Annotated in this window: 19 protein-coding genes; 10 read left to right on the plus strand and 9 right to left on the minus strand. The window is 61.3% G+C overall.

What is annotated here, in order from left to right; all coding sequences use genetic code 11:
• The first annotated feature begins 97 nt into the window (after window positions 1-97).
• The 3 genes from G3256_RS06445 to G3256_RS06455 are packed head-to-tail and all read left to right on the plus strand — an operon-like array spanning window position 98 to window position 3616.
• Window positions 98-1672 carry a Re/Si-specific NAD(P)(+) transhydrogenase subunit alpha gene (locus G3256_RS06445; protein WP_169640034.1) on the plus strand — a complete coding sequence of 525 codons (1575 nt, stop codon included), beginning with the start codon at window positions 98-100 and terminating at the stop codon, window positions 1670-1672.
• A 15-nt stretch (window positions 1673-1687) separates the two neighbouring features.
• Window positions 1688-3172 (plus strand): NAD(P)(+) transhydrogenase (Re/Si-specific) subunit beta, encoded by a 1485-nt coding sequence (locus G3256_RS06450; RefSeq protein ID WP_169640035.1) that lies wholly within the window; start codon window positions 1688-1690, stop codon window positions 3170-3172.
• Between the two features lie 9 nt (window positions 3173-3181).
• Window positions 3182-3616: an acyl-CoA thioesterase gene (locus tag G3256_RS06455; protein ID WP_169640036.1), complete on the plus strand. Its 435-nt coding sequence runs from the start codon at window positions 3182-3184 to the stop codon at window positions 3614-3616.
• A 22-nt stretch (window positions 3617-3638) separates the two neighbouring features.
• On the opposite strand, the gene G3256_RS06460 is transcribed toward G3256_RS06455, so the two are convergent.
• Window positions 3639-5030 carry an MATE family efflux transporter gene (locus tag G3256_RS06460; RefSeq protein WP_169640037.1) on the minus strand — a complete coding sequence of 464 codons (1392 nt, stop codon included), beginning with the start codon at window positions 5028-5030 and terminating at the stop codon, window positions 3639-3641.
• A 237-nt stretch (window positions 5031-5267) separates the two neighbouring features.
• Between G3256_RS06460 and G3256_RS06465 the strand changes: the two genes are divergently transcribed.
• Window positions 5268-6551 carry a DUF3422 family protein gene (locus G3256_RS06465; protein ID WP_169640038.1) on the plus strand — a complete coding sequence of 428 codons (1284 nt, stop codon included), beginning with the start codon at window positions 5268-5270 and terminating at the stop codon, window positions 6549-6551.
• Between the two features lie 285 nt (window positions 6552-6836).
• Here G3256_RS06465 and G3256_RS06470 read toward each other — a convergent pair whose 3' ends face one another.
• The 3 genes from G3256_RS06470 to G3256_RS06480 form a co-directional block, all read right to left on the minus strand.
• Window positions 6837-7829 (minus strand): ABC transporter permease, encoded by a 993-nt coding sequence (locus G3256_RS06470; protein WP_169640039.1) that lies wholly within the window; start codon window positions 7827-7829, stop codon window positions 6837-6839.
• On the minus strand, window positions 7822-8829 hold the full coding sequence (locus tag G3256_RS06475) for an ABC transporter permease (RefSeq protein ID WP_169640040.1): 1008 nt from the start codon (window positions 8827-8829) through the stop codon (window positions 7822-7824). The genes G3256_RS06470 and G3256_RS06475 overlap by 8 nt, the downstream gene beginning before the upstream one ends.
• A gap of 121 nt (window positions 8830-8950) precedes the next feature.
• Window positions 8951-10669, minus strand: a complete 1719-nt coding sequence (locus tag G3256_RS06480; RefSeq protein ID WP_169640041.1) for a peptide ABC transporter substrate-binding protein — start codon at window positions 10667-10669, stop codon at window positions 8951-8953.
• A 271-nt stretch (window positions 10670-10940) separates the two neighbouring features.
• Here G3256_RS06480 and G3256_RS06485 point away from each other — a divergent pair, with 271 nt between their 5' ends.
• From G3256_RS06485 to G3256_RS06500, 4 genes are all read left to right on the plus strand, one after another.
• A complete protein-coding gene (locus G3256_RS06485) occupies window positions 10941-12785 on the plus strand; it encodes an ABC transporter ATP-binding protein (RefSeq protein WP_169642353.1) in 1845 nt (614 codons plus the stop codon).
• 5 nt (window positions 12786-12790) lie between these two features.
• Complete coding sequence (gene argE / locus G3256_RS06490) at window positions 12791-13954, plus strand: acetylornithine deacetylase (protein WP_169640042.1); 1164 nt, start codon at window positions 12791-12793, stop codon at window positions 13952-13954.
• A gap of 3 nt (window positions 13955-13957) precedes the next feature.
• Window positions 13958-15313, plus strand: a complete 1356-nt coding sequence (locus G3256_RS06495; RefSeq protein WP_169640043.1) for an NAD(P)/FAD-dependent oxidoreductase — start codon at window positions 13958-13960, stop codon at window positions 15311-15313.
• A gap of 153 nt (window positions 15314-15466) precedes the next feature.
• Complete coding sequence (locus tag G3256_RS06500) at window positions 15467-16630, plus strand: M20 aminoacylase family protein (RefSeq protein ID WP_169640044.1); 1164 nt, start codon at window positions 15467-15469, stop codon at window positions 16628-16630.
• A gap of 2 nt (window positions 16631-16632) precedes the next feature.
• Here the strand turns inward: G3256_RS06500 and G3256_RS06505 are convergent, their stop codons facing one another.
• From G3256_RS06505 to moaA, 3 genes are read right to left on the minus strand one after another with little or no spacing between them, the layout of a single operon-like run.
• On the minus strand, window positions 16633-17715 hold the full coding sequence (locus G3256_RS06505; protein WP_169640045.1) for a glycosyltransferase family 4 protein: 1083 nt from the start codon (window positions 17713-17715) through the stop codon (window positions 16633-16635).
• Window positions 17715-19007, minus strand: a complete 1293-nt coding sequence (locus G3256_RS06510; protein ID WP_169640046.1) for a 3-deoxy-D-manno-octulosonic acid transferase — start codon at window positions 19005-19007, stop codon at window positions 17715-17717. Before G3256_RS06510 ends, G3256_RS06505 begins: the two co-directional genes overlap by 1 nt.
• Window positions 19008-19015: 8 nt before the next feature.
• On the minus strand, window positions 19016-20023 hold the full coding sequence (moaA, locus tag G3256_RS06515) for a GTP 3',8-cyclase MoaA (RefSeq protein WP_169640047.1): 1008 nt from the start codon (window positions 20021-20023) through the stop codon (window positions 19016-19018).
• A gap of 85 nt (window positions 20024-20108) precedes the next feature.
• Here moaA and G3256_RS06520 point away from each other — a divergent pair, with 85 nt between their 5' ends.
• Entirely contained in the window at window positions 20109-20591 is a 483-nt protein-coding gene (locus G3256_RS06520; protein ID WP_246227823.1) for a hypothetical protein, read from the plus strand.
• Between the two features lie 8 nt (window positions 20592-20599).
• Here G3256_RS06520 and glmS read toward each other — a convergent pair whose 3' ends face one another.
• On the minus strand, window positions 20600-22420 hold the full coding sequence (gene glmS / locus G3256_RS06525; RefSeq protein ID WP_169640048.1) for a glutamine--fructose-6-phosphate transaminase (isomerizing): 1821 nt from the start codon (window positions 22418-22420) through the stop codon (window positions 20600-20602).
• A 2-nt stretch (window positions 22421-22422) separates the two neighbouring features.
• Window positions 22423-23775, minus strand: a complete 1353-nt coding sequence (gene glmU / locus G3256_RS06530; RefSeq protein WP_169640049.1) for a bifunctional UDP-N-acetylglucosamine diphosphorylase/glucosamine-1-phosphate N-acetyltransferase GlmU — start codon at window positions 23773-23775, stop codon at window positions 22423-22425.
• A gap of 139 nt (window positions 23776-23914) precedes the next feature.
• Between glmU and G3256_RS06535 the strand changes: the two genes are divergently transcribed.
• Entirely contained in the window at window positions 23915-24580 is a 666-nt protein-coding gene (locus G3256_RS06535; protein WP_169640050.1) for an HAD-IA family hydrolase, read from the plus strand.
• The last annotated feature ends 22 nt before the right edge of the window (window positions 24581-24602 follow it).

Consider the following 24602-nt stretch of genomic DNA (forward strand, 5'->3'; position numbering starts at 1 on the left):
CTTCAGCCTGCTTGTGCCCCGCCCGTTGAAACGGTACTGGACAACGCACTTCTGTGCACCATTTTGCTCGAAAACGTAAATACCGGGGGAGCTTCCATTGAAGATCGGCACACCAAAAGAGACATTTGAGGGCGAAAACCGCGTTGCAATGACGCCGGACAGCGCCCTGCAGCTGCAGAAACTTGGCCATACCTGCATTATCGAGAGTGGCGCGGGCGAAAAGGCAGGTTTTGCCGATGCGGCCTATAAGGAGGCCGGTGCTGAGATCGCCAAAACCGCCGCCGCTTTGTGGAAGGCTGCTGATATCGTCGCGAAGGTGCGTGTGCCCTCCGAGGCCGAGATGAAGCGTCTGCGCAGCGATCAGACACTGATTTCCTTTTTCAGCCCGGTTGCGGACGAAGACAAGATGAAGGAGGCGGCCGAAAAGGGCGCCACTGTTGTCGCAATGGAAATGATCCCCCGGATCAGCCGCGCGCAGAAAATGGATGCGCTGAGTTCCATGGCGAATATCGCAGGCTATCGCGCGGTCATTGAGGCCGGCAATAACTTCGGCCGGTTCTTCACCGGGCAGATCACGGCGGCGGGTAAAGTGCCGCCTGCCAAAGTGCTTGTGGTGGGTGCCGGCGTCGCCGGTCTGGCGGCCATCGGGACCTCCACATCGCTGGGTGCGATCACCTATGCCTTTGACGTGCGGCCCGAAGTGGCCGAACAGGTCGAATCCATGGGCGCCGAGTTCGTTTACCTCGATTTCGAGGAAGAGCAGCAGGATGGCTCCGCTTCGGGCGGATACGCATCTGTGTCGAGCCCGGAGTTTCGCGAAGCGCAACTGGCAAAGTTCCGCGAACTCGCCCCTGAGGTCGATATCGTAATCACCACCGCTCTGATCCCCAACCGCGAAGCGCCGGAACTGTGGACCGAGGACATGGTGAAGTCCATGAAACCCGGCTCGGTCATTGTGGATCTGGCAGCGGAGAAGGGCGGCAACTGCAAACTGACCGTACCTGACCAGAAATTCGTGACAGACAACGGCGTCACAATCGTCGGCTACACCGATTTCCCGAGCCGCATGGCCACACAGGCTTCGACGCTCTACGCCACCAACATCCGCCATCTGATGACCGACCTCACGCCGGAGAAGGACGGTGAGGTCAATCACAACATGGAAGACGATGTGATCCGCGGGGCGACGATTGCCCATGCCAAGGAGGTGACATTCCCGCCGCCACCGCCAAAGGTTTCGGCCATCGCAGCGGCGCCGAAAAAGGAAAAAGCCAAAGAGCTGACGGCGGAGGAGAAGAAGGCCAAAGAAATCGCCGATTTCAAGCTCCAGACCCGCAATCAGGTCGGTCTGCTGGCCATTGGTGGCGGTCTGCTGCTGGCTGTGGGACTCGTGGCACCGGCGAGCTTCATGCAGCACTTCATCGTGTTCATTCTCGCGGTGTTTATCGGCTTCCAGGTGATCTGGAACGTCGCACACAGCCTGCACACACCGCTGATGGCGGTCACCAATGCGATCTCGTCAATCATCATCCTGGGGGCGCTCATACAGATCGGGTCGAGCTCATTGCTGATAACGCTGCTCGCGGCACTGGCGGTCTTTATGGCCTCGATCAACATATTTGGTGGCTTCCTTGTGACACGGCGCATGCTCGCCATGTTCCAGAAATCTTAAAGAGGGACGGGAACAATGGAATTCGGATTTACTATTGCGGCCTACGCGGTCGCGGCTGTTCTCTTCATCCTCAGCCTTGGGGGCCTGAGTGGTCAGGAAAGCGCCAAGCGCGCCGTCTGGTACGGCATCGTCGGCATGGCAATCGCTGTGCTTGCGACGCTCATTGGCCCGGGGCAGGACCTTGGCATCGTCTCAGTTGTTCTGATCGCTATGGGGGCGGCTGTCGGCTATCAGCTCGCAACCAAGGTGCAGATGACGCAGATGCCCGAGCTGGTGGCCATCATGCACTCGCTGGTGGGGCTCGCGGCGGTCTTTGTGGGCTTCAATGCTGACATCATGATCAACAACATGAGCAGTCTCTTTGCAGAGAACGCGCTGATGCTTGGCACGCCGGGTGCTTATGCGCAGCTGCCCGACGGCATCTATGACGGGCTGTCGTCCTTTGGTCAGCTCATTGCCAAGAAAACCGGCGTCGAGATCGGCATCCTGCGGGTGGAGCTGGTGCTGGGCATCTGGATCGGTGCGGTGACCTTCACCGGTTCTGTGATCGCTTACGGCAAGCTCGCGGGCCGGGTGAACAGTTCTGCGGCGAAACTGCCCGGTGGGCACCTTCTGAATGCGGCGGCGGCTGGTCTCTCGCTGCTGCTGGCGATCATGTACATGAATGGCTCAGGCAGCTGGACGCTCGTGCTGCTGACGCTGCTGGCGCTCTTTATCGGCTATCACCTGATCATGGGCATCGGCGGCGCCGATATGCCTGTCGTGGTTTCAATGCTCAACAGCTACTCAGGCTGGGCGGCAGCAGCCATTGGTTTCAGCCTTGGCAACGACCTGCTGATCGTCGTGGGCGCGCTGGTGGGCGCTTCGGGTGCAATCCTGAGCTACATCATGTGCAAAGCGATGAACCGGTCTTTTGTGTCGGTGATCCTGGGCGGCTTCGGCGGCCCTGCGGGCGAGCAGATGGCGGTCGAGGGCGAACAGGTCGCGATTGATGCGGACGGCGTTGCCACGGCACTCAACGAGGCCGACAGCGTCATCATCATTCCTGGCTACGGTATGGCTGTGGCCCAGGCGCAGAGCGCAGTTGCCGATCTGGTGCGCAAGCTGCGTGCCAAAGGTAAGAACGTGCGCTTTGCCATCCACCCTGTCGCGGGGCGTCTGCCGGGGCACATGAACGTACTGCTCGCGGAAGCCAAAGTGCCCTACGACATCGTTATGGAAATGGATGAGATCAACGATGATTTCCCGAGCACAGATGTGGCGATTGTGATCGGGTCCAACGACATCGTGAACCCGGCGGCGCAAGATGATCCCAACAGCCCCATCGCCGGCATGCCGGTGCTGGAATGCTGGAAAGCCAAACAGGTGTTCGTCTCCAAGCGCGGGCAGGGCACGGGCTATTCGGGCATCGAAAACCCGCTGTTCTTCAAGGACAACACGCGGATGTTTTATGGCGATGCCAAGGCGAGCCTTGAAAAGCTTCTGCCCCTGATCGACTGACGTCGCAGTATGCAGCCCGGTGATCCGGCCGTAACGCAAAGCGATCAGCCTGAACCCTCCGGTCGCCCTGATGAGGGCGACCGGATTCTTGCAATCCGTACCGTGGCGATGCCGGCGGATACCAATCCGGCCGGTGATATTTTCGGAGGCTGGCTGATGTCACAGATGGATCTTGCCGCAGGTAATATCGCGGCGCTCATCTCGGGCGGCCGGTCGGCTACTGTGGCGGTGGACGGGATGCAGTTTCTCAGCCCTGTCAAAGTCGGAGACGAAGTCTCTCTCTATGCCGAAGCCACAAAGATCGGGCGGACGTCAATGCGCATCCATGTTGAAGCCTGGCGCCGGGTGCGGCACCACGAGGAGCGGGTAAAGGTCACTGATGCCCACTTCACCTTTGTGGCTCTGGACGATGCGGGCAGACCGCGCGCCGTGCGGCAACCGTGACATCCGCCGCAGGCTGCCGCGTTCAGGACTGACCGGGCAGAAAGCGGCGCGGGGCGTTGACCAGCGGCGTCTCGGTCGCGATCAGCCCTGTGGCGCGGGTGGCCACAAGCCCGCCCCATGCGCCGAGGACATTGGCTAGGATGGCCGCAACAACGACGCCGGGAAAACCCGCCATCAGAGCACCGGCCCATGCCAGTGGCAGGTAGATCACAAAGATCCGCGACAGGCTCAGGGCCATGGACCACATCGCTTTGTCGCGCGCATTCATCGCCGCATTTGCAACCACCACGATCCCGTATCCGAAGAGGCTTGCGCCCACGAACCGCAGATAAAGCGTGGCATATCCGGTGTCTTCGCCGCCGGATGTAAAGGCGCGGGCGATGGGCTCAGCAAATATCCCCAGAACAAGCGCGATCAGAGCGCCGTAGGCAACGCAGAAGCCAAAGGCCAGCTTTGTGCCCTCTCGCGCACGGTCATACTTTTCCGCGCCCCGGTTCTGGCCAACCACCGGGCCGATGCCTGCAGAGAGCGCCATAAGCGGCACCAGTGCAAGGCTCTGAACGCGGGTAGCGGCACCAAAGCCCGCGACGGCGGCCTCGCCCACGGTCGCCACAGCAGCGGTGACGAGCGCCATGCCGGCAGGATTGATGGCGTTGGAGAAGGCCGCCGGCAGGCCCACGCTGAGCACTGCCCGCACCGATGCGGTGACGCCTGTAAACGGGTTGCCACAGACGCCCAGAAATCCGCGCCGCCAGGCCAGCCAGAGCGCGATGGCCATGGCCGTGGCACGGCCTGCGCATGTCGCAACGGCAGCACCCCGCGTGCCCATTTCGGGCAGACCCCACATGCCAAAGATCAGCAGGGGATCAAGGCCGAGATTGATGACCGCAGCAACGACCATAATGACAGGCGCCGTGAGGCTGTCACCATGGGCCCGAAAGACCGCGTTGATGACCATCATTGTAACGAGAAAGGGAAAAGAGAAGCTCCAGACCGGCATATAGCCGGCGATTTCGCGTGCAGCGGCGTCGGTTGCACCGAGCGCGGAGAAAAGAACCGGAAAGGAGATCCACAGGATGGCGGCTGTGACCACCGCAAGTACGGTTCCCAGCCCTACCGCGTGCAGGGCAAGGCGCCGCGCGGTCTCATCATCATCTCCGCGCCCCACGCCCTGACTCAGCGCCGTGTTGGCGCCGGCGCTGAGGCCGATTGACAAAGAGGTGACAGCCGTCGTTACCGGATAGATGAAGCCCACGGCTGCAAGGGCAGCACCACTCACCTGTGACAGAAAATAGGCATCCGCAAGGCCTACGCTCAGCACAGCGAAGATGCCAAAGCTCATCGGGGCGGACATGGATGCGAGCACACGCCAGACGGGCCCTGTGGTCAGAGGGGCCTTTTCGCTCTTGCTCATGTTTATCGTCCTTTATCCCGGTGAGGCACGGGTCAACGCGGCTTTCAGGCACGATGTTCCGGGACAGGCTGACGAAGGGGCTAAGATGCGGGATTTGAACAGTCTTTGTATCACCGAGCAGCCCGGAATACGGATGGTATACCGTTGCACTCAGTTAAGTATCTGATCGGAAAGGTGAAATTTATTGACTTTGAGAGTGGAGGCGTTATTTCTCACGGTGTCTCCGGAGCCCGATTTATGCCATCCATTACCGATCACCCGCTGCGTTATAAACTCGCAAATGAGCTGCATGCCCGGCCGTTTCCTTCAATGGAGGCGCCCTGCAGCGCCGTTTATATCGCGATTAAAAGGCCAAATGACGCGGTCAGCCGTGACCGGTCTGAGGATCTTCGACACCTCACGGACCTGCTGGACCGTCATGGCGCGCCGCATCCGCAGCCCGGCGCCACGCATTACTACGGCCAGATCGGACGACACTGGATCAAATGGGAGCAGCACACCGAGTTTGTAACCTATACTGCGTTTATCAAAGAGGGCACTGAGCGCCCGTTTGACCCGGCAGGCTTTGACGTCTTCCCGTCTGACTGGCTGGATGAGGCGCCCGGCCAGCGGATAACATCTGTGATGGTCCATGTGCTACCGCGCCCGGAAGATGACGCCGAGATTGAGCAGTCGCTGGAGAGCTGGTTTGTTTCGGAGAGCCTTGCCGTGGCGAATGTGCTGGACAATGCGGCCACTATCGCCGGGGATTTCAGGATCGACACCAACGGACATCTGCGGTTTGCGGTGTTTACCGGTGATCAGACCGGGACCCGTCGCATCGGGCGCATCGTGCAGCGTCTTTGTGAGATTGAGACCTATAAATCCATGTCGATGCTGGGATTTGCGCGGGTGCGGGCGCTGCAACCGCGTCTGAATGAGCTTGATACGCGGCTGACCAGTCTGATGAGCGATATGACAAGCGAGACAGCAAGCGCGGAAGAGACGCTTAACGCGTTGCTGAGCATTTCGGCGGAGCTTGAGACGCTGTCTGCGCAGTCGTCGTTCCGGTTCGGGGCGACAGGGGCCTATGAGGCGCTGGTCAATCAGCGCATCGAAGCACTGCGCGAGATGCGGTTTCGCAGCAGGCAGCATTTTTCGGAGTTCATGATGCGGCGCTATGCGCCGGCGATGCGCACCGTCAGCTCTGCAGAGCGGCGGCTGGAGCAGATGTCGGACCGGTCGATCCGGGCCTCGAACCTGCTGCGCACGCGGGTGGATGTGGAACGCTCAGCGCAGAACCAGGAGTTGCTGGCGAGCATGGACCAGCGCTCAGATCTGCAGCTGCGGTTGCAGCGCACGGTCGAGGGGCTGTCGGTAGTGGCGATCAGCTATTATGCGGTCTCGCTGGCGGGGTATCTGCTCTATCCGGTGTCAGAGGCAACGGGGCTCAGCAAGGGTATGCTGACGGCGCTGGTGACGGTGCCGGTTGTGCTGCTGGTCTGGTGGATGGTCAGACGGCTCAGGGCAAGCGTGGAGTAACGGTTCTTTCTGGTCGGAAAGCATCGCGCGCGGATGAGTGGGTTTTTGCGTGAAGCCAGTGGTCCGTCACCCGATTCTGACTGCACCGGGGACAACGGGACGGCGCTTTTTGGACTGCGTCAAAGGCGCCCCGCCCGCCGTCCCGTAAATTTCATCGTCTATCGCGTTCGTTTCCTGTGCCTGGTTCAGGCGTTGCCTTTTTCCTGCAGTGCATCCTGAATGGTGGAGCGGTCGCACCGCAGGTTTGTTTCAGAAACCCACTCCTGCCAGGCGGATCAGAGGGCGTCAGCGCCCTCTGATCCGGGGATCAAGCGCGTCTCTGAGACCATCGCCGAGATAGTTGACCGACAGCACCGTGACCGAAATCAGGATGCCTGGCAGCATGACCCGTTCAGGAAACTCTTCCATGCGCGGCACAGCATCCGACAGAAGCTTGCCCCAGGTCGGGAAGTCTGAGGGAAAGCCCACGCCGAGAAAGCTCAGGGCGCTTTCGGTGATGATGGCCGTGGCGAGACCCAGCGTTGCTGAGACCATAATCGGCGAGACCACGTTAGGCAGCAGATGCCGGCGGATGATCTGAAACGGTGTGGTCCCGATGGAGCGGGCGGCCAGGATGAATTCCCGTTCTTTCAGTGCGAGGATCTCGCCGCGTACAATGCGTGCGGTCGGCATCCAGGAGGTGATGCCGATGACGCCGACAATCAGGATGAACATGCCGCCTTCAGGCCCGAAGGCCGCGCGCAGAGGCTGGCGGAAGAGTGTGACGGCCACCAGCAGCAGGGGCAGGATCGGCAGGGACAGGAAGAGGTCGGTGATGCGCATCAGTAAGCCGTCAAGTTTTTTGAAATAGCCTGAGCAGACGCCCACGGCCGTTCCGATCATCAGCGACAGGATCATTGCCGTCCAGCCCACGGCCAGCGAGGCCCGGCCGCCTGCTATCAGTGTGGCCATGATGTCGCGGCCCAGATTGTCGGTGCCGAAGGGGCGCGACCAGAGCGTGTTGGCGTCCTGATTCCAGAGCAGCGTATAGATGGGACGCAGGTCTTTGTTGCGGATATCAAGCTGTTTGGGATCGACCTGCCAGACCCAGGGGCCGATCAGCACAAAGAGCGTGATGCCCAGCAGGAACCCGCCGCCGATGAGCGCGCCTTTGTGTTTGCGGAACTGGTCCCAGACGTCCTTCCACTGGCTGCGCGGCTCTTTCTGCGGTTCTTTGTCTTTGAGCGCGCCGTAGAGTTCGTATTCCGCGGCGGCTGCGTTCACATGCTGGTCAGTCATAGCGGATCCTCGGATCAAGCAGCCCGTAGAGGACATCAGCGATCAGGTTAAAGGCCACGATCAGGATGGCGAAGATGAAGGTCAGCGTCATCACCATCGGCAGATCATTGGCAAAAAGGGCGGTCAGCAGGAGCTGGCCGATGCCGTTCACCTTGAAGAGCGTCTCAGTGATGATGGCGCCGCCAAAGATCGACGGGATGCCCAGAGCGATCACCGTTACGATGGGGATCATCGAATTGCGCAGTACATGCACCATGACGACCGCGCTTTCTTTGAGGCCTTTGGCCCGGGCGGTGCGCACATAATCCTGGTTGAGGTTGTCGAGCATGGAGGCTCGCATGAAGCGGCTGATCTGCGCGGTGGTCTGCAGGGCAAGGACCATCACCGGCATGATCATCTGCGTGAGCTGCACTTTGAAGCTGGCCCAGTCGGTGACAACATGGGTGGTATCATAGATCGAGGGGAACCAGCCCAGGTTCACCGAAAAGATCACGATCACGATCACGCCGGAAAAGAAGGGCGGCACGGAAAAACCGATCATCGATACGAAGGTGCCGGCCTGATCAAAGAGCGAATACTGCTTATAGGCGGAATAGATGCCGATCGGCAGCGCCAGCAGAATTCCCACGATATAGGACATGCCGACGACCCAGAGCGTCTGCGGCATGCGCTGCATCACGATGTCCATCACCGGAGAACGGGTCTGCCAGGAGATGACGCGCAGTTTGCCTTCGGAGAAGGTCGTGCCGAACCAGTGGTCAATCATCACCTGCGGCTCGATCCAGAAAAACTGAACCAGCCATTTCCAGTACTGAACGTGGACCGGGGCGCCAAGGCCAAGCGCCTCGCGCATCTGCTGCTTCACTTCAGGGGGAACAGTAAGGGGCACCTGCGCCATCGGATCGCCCGGCGCCAGCTGCAGCAGCATAAAAATCACCAGGCTGATGAAGAGCAGCGTCGGGATCGCGAGCACAAGTCGCCGGATTGTGAATGTCAGCATGGGCGCGCCTTATGAGGGTCGTTCTTTTTATCGTTGGCGGGACAGTGCATAAACGCAAGCCCGCGAAAGGCTGAAAAGGGGCAGGGCGCGACCGGCTGATCGCGCCCTGCTCAAAATCGCATCAGCCGTCGATGCGGTACCAGTCGGCTGCGTTCCAGATTTCGCTGTCCCACACGTTCATGATAACACCGCCGAGGCTGTTGGCATGGGCTGCGTTCCGGCCACGGTGCGTCAGCGGCAGGATAACGTACTCCTGCATCAGCATGTCGTTCATCGCGATCGCCAGTTCAGCGCGTTTTTCGATGTCGCCGGTTGTGGCCATTTCGGCAATCAGCGCATCGTACTCTTCAGAGCAGAAACGCATCATGTTATTGCCCTGCCACTGCGTTTCAGGACGCGGTGCCTGCTCACAGGCCCAGTTCGCCATATAGGCTTCGGGGTCGGTGCCGTCGAAGTTGTTGGTGAACATCTCAACGTCCGCAAAGAACTTCTGGAACGTATCGGGCGAGCCCGGGTCAGAGCCAAAGAACACCGAGGCGTCGATATTGCGCAGTTCAGTTTCAATGCCGATCTGTGCCCACCAGTCCTTGATCAGTGCCTGATAATCCTGGCGCACGGAGTTGGTCGATGTCTGATAGAGCACCGAAAGCTTCACGCCGTCCTTGTCGCGCACACCGTCACCGTCGCTGTCGGTCCAGCCAGCTTCGTCCAGCACCGCTTTGGCGCCTTCGATGTCCTGTGTAAGGCAGCTGTCGTTGTTGGGCGAGTTATAGGCCGCAGGGGCGGGCAGAACGTTGCAGGTGAGCTTACCAAAGCTGCCGTAACCCACTTCGGTCAGCAGCGCGCGGTCGATGGCCATGGACATTGCCTGGCGCACGGCCTTGTCGGTGAGGAAGGGATGCGGATGTGCCGCTGTGCCGCGTTCGTCGCCCAGTTCGGGGCTCACGTCGGTCAGGTTGATCAGTATCCGCTCCACGGACGTACCAAAGGCAACGATGTTCTTGCCCTTGCCCGCAGATTCCATGCGGTCCAGCACATCCGGTGCCAGCTGCAGGTTCCAGGCATAGTCAAATTCGCCGGTTTCCAGAACCGACCGGCCTGCGGCATTGGCGTCACCGCCGCCTTTGAAGGTCATGGTCGCAAAGGCGGGTTTGTTCGGATCGCGGTAGTTTTCGTTGGCTGCCAGCGTGATCACATCGTTGGGGCGGAATTCGGTCACGGTGAAGGGGCCGGTGCCGATGGGATTGAAGTTGGCCTCTGTGCACTCGGGCGCTTTGGCACCGAGGCAGTCCGCGAACTGGGCTTTCTGAATGATCGGGGCCTGAGCGCCGACAAAGGGGCCATAAGGGAATGGTTTGGAAATGCCGAAGTTCACCACCACGGTCTGCGGGTCGGGTGTATCGACAGAGACGACGTCGTTGTATTTCTCTGCCTGGGCACAGCCACCGCCATCTGCGGTGCAGTATTCCCAGGAAAATTTCACATCCTCGGATGTGACCGGTGTGCCATCGGACCATACAAGGCCGTCAGAGAGCTTCCATGTAATCGATTTGAGGTCTTCGCTCACCCCGCCGTTGCCGACAGTGGGGATTTCATCAACCAGCCACGGCACGATCTCGCCGTCCTGGTTGTAGCGGGCGAGCGGTTCGATGACGAGCGAGGCAGCCTCGAGTTCTTTCGTGCCACCCGACAGATACGGGTTCATGATCGACGGCGCCTGCCAGTAGATCACGTTAACATTGCCATCGCGTCCGCGTTCGCCTTCGTGGCCATCGGCCATGGCCATCGGGACCAGCGCAGAGGTGGCGACCGCGCTCAGTAACAGGGTTCTCAGTTGCATGTTATACTCCATGTTGGACACCAGGGTGCCGGTCTGTACCGTCCTTTGCAGACAGTGTTTTTTATCGCTTTCAGGGACTGGTGTTTCTGGGCCGATCCTGCAGAAAAGCGCAGATATCTTGCCGATCCCCCCGGATGCGTGGCCTCATCGAAGCATGTTTTGCGGAAAAAGCAAGCCTTGTGATGGCTGACCCGGTGGAAAGGGGCACGCGGTGTTTGACAGTGGTCAGTGGCTGAGCGTAGCGTCGGTAAAGTCCATGACAGGGGCAGATATGCTGGATCACGCACCATCGGGCGACACGCCCGGACCAATCGCCCGGATCAGAAATCTGCGCGTCGAATTTCAGACAAAAGACGGGCCCGTAACCGGGGTGGAAGACGTGTCGTTTGAGATCAGCGCGGGCGAGACGGTCTGTGTCGTCGGTGAAAGCGGATCGGGTAAATCGGTCTCGTCTTTGTCGCTGATGCGGCTGGTGGAGTTTGGCGGAGGCGAGATCACCGGCGGACAGCTTTTGTTTGATCGTCCGGGGGCCGATGCTATCGATCTGGCCAAAACCGATGCCGATCTGATGCAGACCATCCGTGGCAATGAGATCGGGATGATCTTTCAGGAACCGATGACGGCGCTGAACCCTGTCTTTACTGTCGGACGGCAGCTGACCGAAGGACTGCGGCTGCACAAAAGCATGAGCCGCTCTCAGGCCGAGGCCCGCGCGCTGGAACTGCTGCGTGAGGTCCGCATCCCCGAGCCTGAACGACGGCTGAAACAGTACCCGCATGAGCTGTCGGGCGGCATGCGACAGCGTGTCGTCATAGCCATGGCGCTGGCCTGTAAACCGCGCCTGCTGATCGCGGATGAGCCGACGACGGCGCTTGATGTCACCATCCAGGCCGAGATCCTCGCACTGATGGACCGGCTCAAACGCGAGACCGGCACGGCGGTCATGTTCATCACCCATGATATGGCGGTCGTGGCCCAGATGGCCGACCGCGTGGTCGTGATGTTCCGCGGCAATAAGGTCGAAGAAGGTCCGGTGCGGCAGATTTTCGAGACGCCGCAGCATCCTTATACCAAAGCGCTGCTGGCTGCGGTGCCCAAACTGGGCGAGATGCGCGGTAAATCCGCGCCTGAGCCGATGAAGCTGCTGGGCAGTGATCAGGGCGAGATCAAACCGGTGCCGGGTACAAACGAGGTACTGCTGAGCGTGAAAAACCTCACCACCCGCTTTCCGGTCAAAGGCGGCTTTTTCAGGCGCACCGTTGCGAATGTGCATGCGGTGGAGGATCTTTCTTTTAACATCAACAAGGGCCAGACGCTGAGCCTTGTGGGCGAATCCGGCTGCGGCAAATCGACGGCGGGGCGGTCCATTCTGCGGCTGGTCGAGCCGATGGCCGGCGAGATCGTGCTCGATGGCAAAGACATCCTGGCCCTCGATCAGAGCGCGCTGCGGGAAGCGCGGCTGGACATGCAGATGATCTTTCAGGATCCCTTTGCCTCGCTCAATCCGCAGATGCAGCTTGCAGATCAGGTCGCCGAACCGATCCACAATTTCGGCACGCTTAAAGGTAAAGAGGTGATGGACCGTGTGGCCATGCTCTTTGACCGGGTCGAGCTGCCGCGCAGTTTTATGCGACGATTCCCGCACGAGCTTTCCGGCGGACAGCGCCAGCGGGTGGCCATCGCCCGGGCTCTGGCGCTGAACCCCAGGCTCATCATCGCGGATGAGGCCGTCTCAGCGCTTGATGTGTCGGTGCAGGCGCAGGTACTCAACCTGATGCTGGAGCTGCAGGCTGAACTGGGCATCTCGTACCTTTTCATCAGCCACGACATGGCCGTCGTTGAGCGGGTCAGCCACCATGTGGGCGTCATGTATCTGGGCCGCATCGTTGAGCTCGGTCCGCGCGCGCGGGTCTTTGAGAACCCGCAGCATGCCTATACCCAGGCGCTGATGAAGGCGGTGCCGATCGCTGATCCGACCCGGCGCAAGGATGAAAGCGAGCTCAATTTCAAACCGATCCCGTCGCCTATTCATCCTGCGGGCTATGCGCCGGAGCCATCGGTCTACCGCGAGGTGGAGCCGGGACACTTCGTGCTTGAAACCGACAGCGGATACTGACGCGCATGCCTGATCGCCTGTCCCCGCTGGAGCTGATGACAAAGCTCGTCTCGTTCCCGACCGTCAGCAGTGCCACGAACCTGCCGCTGGTGGATTGGGTTGAAGAGTATCTGTCGGGCCACGGGATCAAATCGCATCGCTATGCTGATCCGGATGAGCCCAAGGCGGCTCTTTTCGCCCATGTGGGGCCTCTGGAAGAGGGAGCGATCGTGCTGTCGGGGCACACCGATGTGGTGCCGGTCGAGGGACAGGACTGGAGCACCGACCCCTATGAGGTGGTCGAAAAAGACGGCCGTTATTACGGGCGTGGCACCTGTGACATGAAAGGATTTGATGCGCTTGCGATCTGGGCCCTCGTGGAAGCGCAGTATGCCGGCGTTATGCGGCCGCTGCAGCTGGCCCTCAGTTTCGACGAGGAAATCGGCTGTGTCGGCGCGCCGCCGATGATACGCGCGATGCAGCCTGTCCTGCCCAAGGGATCGGCGGTGATCGTGGGCGAGCCGTCAGAGATGCAGGTCGTGACCGGCCACAAAGGCAGCATCGGTTTCGAGATCCACGCACGCGGCTTCGAGGTGCACAGTTCCATGCCCGACAAGGGGGTGAGTGCCATCATGAACGCGGCGAAAGTCATCGACTGGACAAATACGGTCAATGACGCCAACCGCGCAGCGGAGCCGACAGATATGGCCGCGGCCTTTGACCCGTCCTATACCACGGCCCACGTCGGCGTCGTGCGAGGAGGCACAGCCCATAATATCACCGCAAAGGACTGCTTTTTCCTGCTCGACATTCGCATGGTGCCTGGTGAGAGCGCCGGCATTTGGGGGGACCGGGTGCGCGACCGGTTGCGCGAAGTTGAGACCGGGATGCAGGCCGTGGTCCCGCAGACCGGTATCGATATCATCCACGAGCATACTGTGCCGCCGCTGGTCCCTGAAGAGGCGGGTGAGGCCGAAACGCTTGCCCGCATGATCACCGGTGACAACGGCACCCATGTGGTGAGTTACGGCACCGAAGCCGGGCAGTTTCAGGAAGCCGGCTATTCCGCCGCAATCTGCGGGCCGGGCAATATCGCCCAGGCACACCAGCCCGATGAATACATCTCACGCGCGCAGTTCGAGGCCGGTCACGATTTCATGAAAAGCCTGCTCAGACGGTTGCAGACCTGACGGATGCTGCGCGTGCAGGGTATTCCGATCACTGAACAGAATGCCGCGACCTGGCGCGCGGACCTGCCACGCAAAACCGATGTGATCGTGATCGGTGGTGGCGTGATTGGCGTCTGCACCGCCCTTTATCTGCGACGGGCCGGGCGGCGGGTGCTGTTGCTGGAAAAAGGCCGGATCGCGGGAGAGCAGTCAGGGCGCAACTGGGGCTGGATCCGCCAGCAGGGGCGGGACCCGGACGAGCTTCCGGTCATGATCGAGGCGAACCGCCTCTGGAAAGAACTTGCCCGCCAGACCAATGTGGATATCGGGCTGAAGACCGGGGGCGTGACGTATCTCGCGCGGTCGGCAAAGCAGCTTGCGACATTTGAGGCATGGCTGCCCTTTGCCCGGGCACACGGCGTGGACACGCGACTGCTGAGTGCGGCAGAAACCGCGGAGCTTGTGCCAGACATGTCGAGAGGATTTGCAGGCGCGCTGCACACCGCCTCTGACATGCGCGCAGAACCCTGGCGTGCAGTTCCGGCGCTGGCTGAGATCGCGGCCCGCGAAGGCGTCGTGATTGCCGAAGACTGTGCCGTGCGTGCCCTTGATACCGCGGCGGGCTGCGTGGCCGGTGTGCTCACGGAACGCGGCCGCGTTGCAGCCCCGGTCGTCGTTCTGGCAGGCGGGGCGTGGTCCTCGCTTTTTCTGCGCAATCACGATGTTCACATTCCGCAACTGTCTGTACGGGCGACCGTGGCCTCCACGACTCCGCTGCCCGAAGTTGCCCCCGGCGGGGTCTCAGATCACCGTATTTCCTTCCGGTACAGGGCAGACGGCGGCTATTCTCTGGCTGCGGGCGGCTTTCACGAACTGTTTCTGGGGTGGGACGCATTCCGGGCCTTTCCGAAGTTCCTCGCACAACTGCGAGCCGATCCTTTTGGCACCCGCTTTCTGCCGGCGGCCCCCCGGGGTTATCCTGACGGCTGGGGCACACCGCGCCGATGGTCGGCGGATGAACCGGGCCCGTTTGAAACCCGGCGGGTGCTGAACCCCGCGCCCAATGCCGGGCAGCTCAGAACCCTGAAACGCGAGTTTGCGGCGCTCTTTCCCGGTTTGCCGGAGTTCGACCTGTCACACGCCTGGGCGGGTATGATCGACACGATGCCGGATGTGGTGCCGGTGGTGGACAGCGTCGCCGCACTGCCCGGGCTTATCCTCGGGACGGGCATGAGCGGGCACGGTTTCGGTATCGGACCAGGGATGGGAAAGATCCTTGCGGCGCTCGCCACCGGCATGCCACCCGGGCATGATCTGACCCGTTTCCGGCTGTCGCGTTTCAGTGACGGGACCCGGATGGACCCGGGGCCCGCGCTTTGATGCCGGTACTGCACCTGCCGCTCCTCCGCACGGATGCGTTGACGCGGAAGTGACCCGTAGCTCTTGCAGCCGCTGCTGTATCAACTAAAACGGGCGCACTCCGTCGTGCGACCAAACCGCGCTCTGCAAGGCGCCATCTCCTGGAGATCTTTCGTGCCTGTCAAAAACCGTTTTGCCGAACTGCACCCTGAAATTACGGCCTGGCGACAGGATCTGCATGAAAACCCTGAACTGCTCTTCGATACGCACCGCACGTCAGCGCTTGTTGCGGAAAAACTCAGGGCCTTCGGCTGTGATGAGATAGCGACCGGGATCGGGCGGACCGGGGTCGTCGGCGTGATCCGCGGGAAATCGGACCGCTCGGGCAGGGTGATCGGGTTGCGTGCGGATATGGATGCGCTGCCGATCCTGGAGCAGACCGGCGTGGAATACGCGTCAAAGACGCCAGGGGCGATGCATGCCTGTGGCCATGACGGGCACACGTCGATGTTGCTGGGGGCGGCAAAATACCTGGCCGAGACACGTAACTTCGACGGTACGGTCGTGGTTATCTTTCAACCTGCTGAAGAGGGCGGTGGCGGCGGCCTTGAAATGTGCAAAGACGGCCTGATGGACCGCTTTGGCATTCAGGAGGTTTACGGGATGCACAACTGGCCCGGGTTGCCGTCGGGTAGTTTTGCGATCCGTCCTGGGCCGTTCTTTGCAGCGACAGATATCTTCAATCTGGAGATCGAAGGGCTGGGCGGCCACGCGGCCAAACCCAACGAGACCATCGACACCACCGTAGTTGCCAGCCAGATCGTTATGGCCGCGCAGACCATTGCTAGCCGGAATGCGGATCCGGTGGATCAGGTCGTTGTCTCAATCACGTCGTTTGAAACTTCGTCAAATGCGTTCAACGTGATCCCGCAGCGGGTGATGATGAGGGGCACCGTCCGAACCATGTCGCCGCAGATGCGCGATCTGGCACAGTCCCGGCTGACCACGCTGGCGGAGGGCATTGCCGCGAGTTTCGGTGCGACCGCTCGGATGGATTACACGCGCAATTACCCGGTTATGGTCAACCATGAAGAGCAGACGGAATTTGCCGCCGCAGTCGCAGCCTCGATCGCCGGAAGCTGTGCGGATGCGCCGCTGGTGATGGGCGGAGAGGATTTTGCCTATATGCTCGAAGAGCGACCCGGTGCCTATATTCTTGTCGGGAATGGTGAGAGCGCTGCGGTGCACCACCCGGAGTACAACTTCAACGATGAGGTGATCCCGGCGGGCTGCAGCTGGTGGGCCGAAATCGTCGAGCGGCGGATGCCTGCTGCCTGACTTCAGGATGCGCCAAGCAGATCGCGATATATGCCGACGAGCGTGGCGGCTTCTTTTTCGATAGAGAACTCCGTGACGGCGCGGCTGCGCGCATTCCGCGACCAGACTGAGAGCTTTTCCGGGTCCGATAATATTGCGTCTGCGGCCGCGCGCATCCCTTCTGCGTCGCCCGCGTCGACGAGAATTCCGGTTTCGCCCTCCGCCACCAGCGCCTCAAAGGCGCCGACCCGTGTGGCCACAACCGGACAACCGCAGGCCATCGCCTCGATCGGTGTCAGCCCGAACCCTTCCCAGCGTTGCGGCGCAATATAAAGATCGAGAATACGGTACCAGTCGGCCATATCCTCGGTCGGCACCTCAGGCATAAACCTCAACCGGTCCGCCAGCCCTGCCGCATTTGCCTTCGCACGCAGTCCTGCGTCAAAGTCGCGGTGACTGTCCGTCGCGCGTCCCATCACGAGGGCCGTGGCGGTCTGATGTTTCTGCAGAAGATCTGTCATCGCATCGACATAGACATCCGTGCCTTTCTGCGCGCGGATGCGGCCATAACAACCGATCACTGGTCCGGCATCCGAGATACCAAGCTTTGCGCGCAGGGCAGAGCGATCCTCAGGCGGGGCAAACCCTGCAGTGTCAATGCCGTGCATAACAACTGTCGAAGGTCCTTCAAGATAGGCCGCGGTTTTCTCCGAGGTTGCGATCACGGCATCCATGCGCCGGATCAGCCAGCGGGTCAGGCCTGTCTGTTTGCGCTGCGACGCGGAGGTGAAAAGCAGCTTCAGCCGTTTGCCCAGCAGATAGCGCAGTGCGAGCCCGCCGATCATCTCGACATTGCGCCTGGCATGCCAGACCCGCCAGCCGCCAGGCCCCGGACCCCGCCGCGAAAGCCACGGAAGGCTGGCAAGCGGGATCTGCGGCACCTGTGGCGGCAGCACCGGACCGGTCGCTACAATGCCGATGCTCTGCGCCTGCAGCGGCACCAGACGCACCACCGTGGCGGTCACCCCGGAGAGCCGTTTTTTGAAATTCGGCGCAATGACTTCGATATCGCGCGGGACAATATGTGGTGCGTGGGCGGGCGGCATTACTGGCTGTCCTCAAGGCTGAGCGCGCGGATCAGGCGCCCGGCGATTGTGTCAAGCTGATCGGCCCGCCCGCGCACAAAGCTTTGCGCGGCAAGCACGGTGCCGGCGCGATAGGCCTCATTGTCGAGCAGCATTTCGACCTCCTGCGCCAGAGCTTCGGCATCATCTACCAGGATCGCCGCACCCCGGGACGTCATGTCTGCATAGGTCTCAGCGAAGTTTGTTACATGTGGCCCGGAGAGTACCGCGGCATCGCCCTGAGCGACTTCGAAAGGGTTATGCCCGCCGATGGGCAGCAGTGAACCACCCAGAAATACGATCTCACTCAGCGCATACCAGTTGCCAAGCTCGCCCAGTGTATCGGCCAGATAGACCTGTGCCGTTGCCGGGCTTTCGTCGCGTGACCGCACAGCGACGGAGAGGTTCAGCCCCTTTACAAGGGTTTCGACCTCTGAACTGCGCTCAGGGTGGCGCGGCACAAGAATAAGCGCGAGATCCGGGTGGCTCTTTAAAAGCTGCGCATGGGCATCGAGCACTATTTCCTCTTCACCCTTATGGGTTGAGGCGGCGACCCAGACCGGGCGCCCCTTGAGGGCCGCCCGAGCCCGTGCAGTTGTCTGCGGATCGACCGGCAGGGGCTCTGAGAGGGATTTGAGGTTGATCCCGCGGGCCACCCGGTCGGCAGGGGCATTCATATCGACCATGGCCTGCGCCATGTCGTCGTTCTGGCTCAGGATCAGATCAAAGACGTTGAGCACATAGGCCGCGGTCTGTGGCCGTTTGCGCCAGGAGGCGCGCGAGCGTTCGCTCAGCCGCGCGTTTACCAGCGCCATGGCGGTGCCGCGGTCCCGTGTGCGGCGAAGCAACTGTGGCCACAGCTCGCTTTCGACAAATATCGCGGCCGTCGGCCGCCAGTGGCCAAGAAACCGCTTGATCGGCCCGGGCGCATCGAGCGGAGCGAACTGGTGCTCACAACGTGGCGGCATCCGGGCGGCCACAAGCTTTGCAGATGTCGGCGTGCCGGAGGTGATCAGAAACTGTGCGCGTGGCAGGGCGCGGCCCATCGCGGTAATCAGAGAGAGAACCGAAAGGCTTTCGCCAACAGATGCGGCGTGAAACCAGATCAATGGCCCGCCGCCGATGCGCGGCACGCTGGCATGGCCGAGCTTTTCATGGGCCCTGAGCGCCGGATAGCCGGCCCGGCGAAGTTTGCGCGTTGCGATCCATGCTGCAAAGGGAACGAGCAGAACGGTGAGGGCCACATAAAACTGATAGAGCAGTGGCGCGCGCATGGGACGGGTCAGCCGCCCGTATGGCTCATATGGCGCGGCATCTGACCATCCGCCCGTTGCCGCGAATAGTCAAAGTCATGCCCTTTGGGCTTGAGCGCAATGGCCGCGCGGATTGCCTCTTCCAGCGGGCGGTCATCATCCGGATAGGCGCGCAGCGGCGCGCGCAGGTCGGCCATGTCTTCCTGACCCAGACAGAGGTAAATCTCACCTGTGCAGGTGATCCGCACCCGGTTGCAGCTTTCACAGAAATTATGGCTCAACGGCGTGATGAAGCCGATTTTCTGCCCGGTTTCTTCAAGCCGGACATAGCGCGCGGGCCCGCCGGTGCGTTCGGCAAGATCAGTAACCGTGTAGTGCTCAGCATAGCGGGCGCGCACGTCTTTCAAAGACCAGTACTGTCCCAGCCGGTCCTCGTTGCCCAGATCGCCCATGGGCATAACCTCGATCCAGGTCAGATCCATGTTGCGTTCCGCACACCATTCGGTGATGCGCGGCAGTTCTTCTTCGTTGAAGCCTTTAAGCGCCACCGCGTTCAGTTTGACACGCAGGCCGGCCGCCTGTGCTGCATCAATACCGCGCAGAACCTGGGGCAGGCGGCCCCAGCGGGTGATATCCGCGAATTTCGTTTCATCGAGCGTATCGAGCGAGACGTTTACCCTGCGCACGCCGGCGGCATAGAGGTCTTTGGCAAAACGCTCCAGCTGGCTGCCGTTGGTGGTCAGTGTCAGCTCTTTCAGCGTGCCGGCATCGAGATGGCGCGACATGCTGTTGAAAAACGTCATGATGCCCTTGCGCACCAGCGGCTCGCCGCCCGTGATACGCAGCTTCTGCACGCCGAGGCCGACAAAGGTCGAGCACATCCGGTCGAGTTCTTCCAGCGTCAGCAGCTCCTTTTTCGGCAAAAAGGTCATGTTCTCGGACATGCAGTAGACGCAGCGGAAATCGCAGCGGTCTGTGACCGAGACCCGAAGGTAGGTGATGGCGCGCGCGAAGGGATCGATGAGTGGCTGGTTCATGCGCCGGAAAGTAATCAAGCCCGCGCGGCGCGGCAAGCGGATAACGCATTGTTGCCATACCGGCACTGTGCTTTAGATCAGAACCATGACGGGTAAAAAGAGAAACAAATCCACAGTGCGGGGCCTTTGTGCAGTGCTCCTCTTTGCGGGGCTGTCCGGCTGTGCTGACTGGCAGGCTAATCTGGAGACGCTCTGGGGGGCACCGGTGCTCGCCGAGGAACCGGAGGCCGTGGCGGCAGGGCCCGCAACCCCTGAAGCGCTCGACACGACAACGCCGCAGGAACGCGAAGCGGCGGTCACAAGCGCATCGTCTGGCGCCGCACTGGGTATGACAGTTGCCTCACTCGGCAGCCCGGCAGAGCCGGGGTTCTGGCTGAAAACCGCACTTGTGCAGGCCGAAACACCCGGGTCCGTCACCGAACCCCTGAGCGGCAGGGCAGTCAGCGTTATGCTCATCCCGATCGAGGGGCCGCCCACTTCGGGCAGCAGGCTTTCACTGGCGGCAATGCGGGTGCTGGGCGTGCCTCTGACAGACCTGATCGAAGTTGAGGTCCGGCGCGGCGGCTGACTGTGGCGCTATTCCACCGTTACTGATTTGGCCAGGTTACGCGGCTGATCGACGTCGGTGCCTTTTGCGATGGCCGTGTAGTAAGCAAGAAGCTGTGCGGGCACCGCATAAAGGATCGGGCTGACCACTTCCTGCACCGTCGGCATCAGGATGGTGCCAAAGGTGCCTTCGCCCGCTTCTTCGATGCCCCTTGCGTCAGATATCAGGATCACCTTGCCCTTGCGCGCCATCACCTCCTGCATATTGCTGACGGTTTTATCAAACAGGCGGTCACGCGGGGCCATCACGACGATGGGCACGTTCTGGTCGACAAGTGCGATGGGACCGTGTTTGAGCTCACCCGAGGCATAGCCTTCTGCGTGTATGTAGCTGATTTCCTTTAGTTTCAGAGCGCCTTCAAGTGCCAGGGGGAACATCTGTCCGCGCCCGAGAAAGAGCACGTCGCGGGCCTGGCTGATCTTTTCACCCATGCGGCGTGCGTTATCCGCGATGCCCAGAGCCTCGCTCATGACGCTGGGGATACCGCGCAGCGCCGAGACATGATCAGCAAACTCATCCGGCCCGATCACGCCGCGGTCCTGTGCCGCTTTGAGCGCCAGAATGAGCAGCACTGTGAGCTGGCAGGAATAGGCTTTGGTCGATGCCACGCCGACCTCGACGCCTGCGTGGATCGGCAGCACGAGATCGCTTTCGCGCGCAATCGAGCTTTCGGGCACATTCACGACCGACAGGATGCTGCCGGCCTTGCCCTGACAGAACCGAAGGGCGGCAAGTGTATCGGCGGTCTCACCTGACTGGCTGACAAAAAGCGCCGCCGTGCGGTCGGGCAGGGGCGGCTCGCGATAGCGGAATTCGGAGGCCACATCCACGTCAACGGGCATCCGGGCAATCTGCTCAAACCAGTGTTTTGCAGACAGGCAGGCATAATAAGCCGTTCCGCAGGCCACCATGGTCAGCCGGTCGACACCAGCGAAATCAATGCCCGGCTCCGGCAGGGCAATCGCGCCGTCGCCCGACAGGTAATGTCCCAGAGCCTGAGCAATGACGGTCGGCTGTTCTGCAATTTCCTTGGACATGAAGTGCTTGTGACCGCCCTTGTCGATGCGCGCGGCATCAAGCTGAATGGTGCGCTTTTCCCGGGTGACCTCATTGCCCTCATCGTCGATAACCACCAGCGATGTGCGGGTCAGGACGGCGCGGTCGCCTTCTTCAAGATAGGTGATCCGGTTGGTCAGCGGCGCCAGAGCGATGGCGTCAGAGCCCAGATACATCTCGCCCTCACCGTGTCCGATGGCCAGCGGCGAGCCTTTGCGCGCGGCGATCATCAGATCGTCCTCGCCCGAAAAAAGAAAGGCAAGAGCAAAGGCGCCTTCGAGGCGGTCAAGGGTCTGATTGGCAGCCGTCGCAGGGTCGGCGCCCTGATCCATATAGTGATGCGTCAGAAGCGCGACGGTTTCCGTGTCGGTTTCGGTAATAAAAGAAACGCCATGACCTGCCAGTTCTTCACGCAGTTCACGGAAGTTTTCGATGATACCGTTGTGCACCACGGCGACCGGGCCGGCCTGATGCGGATGGGCGTTCGAGATCGTCGGCGCACCATGGGTGGCCCAGCGGGTATGTCCGATCCCGGACTTGCCGGCGAGCGGCTGATGCACCAGCAGATCCGACAGGTTCACGAGCTTGCCAACTGCACGGCGACGGTCCAGCACGCCATTGTTCACCGTCGCGATTCCGGCGCTGTCATACCCGCGGTATTCCAGCCGTTTGAGGGCTTCAACAAGTGTCGGCGCTACTTCATGGGTGCCAAGCACCCCTATAATACCACACATTTTCAGCTGCCTCTTTGGTTTCTGGCCTTTTGCGCCTTTAACATTTCGAACAATTTAACGGCCATGCCCGGTTTTTCCACCTGATGCGCACGCCCCAGCGCCAGAGCGCCCGGTTCCACGTCGGAGGTGATGACCGAGCCGCTGGCTGTCATCGCCGCATCGCCAATGTGCACCGGGGCCACCAGCATTGTGTCAGAGCCGATAAAGACATTGTCGCCGATGTGGGTGTGATGCTTCATCACACCGTCATAGTTGCAGGTCACGGTGCCGGCGCCCACGTTGGTGCCGCTGCCAAGCGTGGCGTCCCCGATATAGCTGAGATGATTGACCTTGGTGCCCTGACCGATCTGCGCGTTTTTGATCTCGACGAAATTGCCGATGCGCACGTTTTCGGCAAGTTCGGCGCCCGGGCGCAGACGCGCGTAGGGGCCGATCACACTGCCGCGCGAGACGTGACAGCCTTCGAGGTGGGAAAAGGCGCGTATCTGTGCGCCGCTTTCAACTGTCACGCCGGGGCCGAAAACCACATTCGGCTCAATCACCGTGTCGCGCCCGACGACAGTGTCAAAGGCGAAGTGTACAGTGTCGGGGGCCGGCATGGTCACCCCGTCTTCAAAGGCCGTTGTACGGACGCGGGCCTGGAAGGCCGCTTCGGCCTGAGCGAGTTCAGCGCGCGTGTTTATCCCGAGGGTTTCCGCCTGTTCGCAGGTGACAACCGTGGCAGAGAGGTCGCGCGCACGGGCCAGCCCGACGATGTCCGTCAAATAGTATTCGGCAGAGGCGTTATCGTTGCCGATCGCGTCGATAAGATCAAAGAGCAGCCGGGCGTCACAGGCCACAACGCCGCTGTTACACAGGCTGATGGCGCGTTCCTCGTCGGTGGCGTCTTTGAACTCGACGATCCGTTCGAGATCATCTCCGCGCATGACGAGCCTGCCATAGCGGGCAGGATCCTCAGCCTCAAAGCCCAAGATGACGACGTCATGGCTTTTGAGGGCTCCGACCATCTGCTCGAGCGTTTCAGGGCGCACGAACGGCGTATCGCCAAAAAGCACGATTGCGGTGCCGTCAAAGTCTTTCAGCGAGTCGCGCGCCTGCGCTGCTGCATGGGCAGTGCCGAGCTGTTCGGTCTGTTCGGTCACGGTCACGGTCGCATCATGGGCGAGTGCCGCTTTGCGTACCTCTGCGGCACCGTGGCCTGCGACAATCACGGTTTTTTCCGGGGCGAGACTGGCCCCCGACTGCATCGCATGCACCAGAAGCGGCGCACCGGCGAGCGGGTGCAGAACTTTCGGGAGGTCGGAATTCATCCGTGTGCCCCTGCCCGCGGCGAGGATAATCAGAGCGGTCTTCATAGGTTTTCTCTTTGTGTTCTGCTGCGGCTCTGTTTATCCGCTGGAACCGGCGACGCAAGGGATGCGCGATCAAAGAAGGTTGCGGCCTGCAACATCACGCGGCGGACCGCCGCCGGTCGCGATCAGCAAAGGAGCAGCGATGCGCACGGTTATTTTTGATCTGGACGGCACCCTGGCGGATACCAGCGGCGATCTTATTGCCGCGGCGAATGTCTGTTTTCGCGAGATGGGAGCGGGCGATCTGCTGGACCCTGCGCGCGATGCGGGTACAGCCCTGCGGGGTGGGCGGGCGATGCTGCGTCTGGGGCTGAGACGGCTGGACAGGGCGAATGAAGAAGCCACGGTGGATCGTTATTACCCGGTTCTGCTGGAAGCCTATGCCGATGCCATTGATGTGCATACCCGGCTTTATCCGCGCGCCATGGAGGCTGTCGAGGCGCTGAAAGCAAGCGGGATCGGTGTGGGCATCTGTACCAACAAACCCGAAGGTCTGGCGGAGACGCTGATGCAACGGCTTGGCGTGCGGGGGGCTTTCGGCTCTCTGGTCGGGGCCGACACGCTGCCGGTGCGCAAGCCTGATCCCGAGCCGCTTTTCGAGGCGGCGCGGCGCGCGGGCGGGCATCCTGAACGGTGTATTCTGATCGGCGATTCCGACACCGACCGGAATACCGCACGGGCGGCAGGGGTGCCTTGTGTGCTGGTCACATTCGGGCCGGCAGGCGGGGATATGGCGGCACTGGAACCCGACGCGCTGATGGATGATTACGCCGATCTGCCGGGGTTGGTGGCACGTTTGCCGGGTTGACCACGACCGGGGGCTTCGTCAC

Source organism: Roseobacter ponti, from assembly GCF_012932215.1.
Lineage (GTDB): Bacteria > Pseudomonadota > Alphaproteobacteria > Rhodobacterales > Rhodobacteraceae > Roseobacter > Roseobacter ponti.